We start from the raw sequence: 295 nt of genomic DNA on the forward strand, positions 1-295 counted from the left end.
GGCAGCCACCTTCGGGTGGCTGTGTGTTGAAACGCTGTAGTAGCGTAATAGGAGGCGGACTTTTGCGGCAGCCACCTTCGGGTGGCTGTGTGTTGAAACACCAATGACTGGTTTTTAGACCTTGAGCATGGTTGCAGCCACCTTCGGGTGGCTGTGTGTTGAAACAAACAAATCTACATCATCTATATTTTCGGCTGTTGCAGCCACCTTCGGGTGGCTGTGTGTTGAAACATTAGTAGCTCTTGTTTTACCTGATCCATAATGGGGCAGCCACCTTCGGGTGGCTGTGTGTTGA

General features: G+C 50.8%; 1 CRISPR repeat array.

Annotated features, from left to right (window positions below):
• Position 1 precedes the first annotated feature (1 nt).
• Positions 2 to 294: direct repeats of the CRISPR family, unit length 28 nt; unit sequence GCAGCCACCTTCGGGTGGCTGTGTGTTG.
• Position 295 lies beyond the last annotated feature (1 nt).

Source organism: Aggregatibacter sp. oral taxon 458 str. W10330 (assembly GCF_000466335.1).
Lineage (GTDB): Bacteria > Pseudomonadota > Gammaproteobacteria > Enterobacterales > Pasteurellaceae > Aggregatibacter.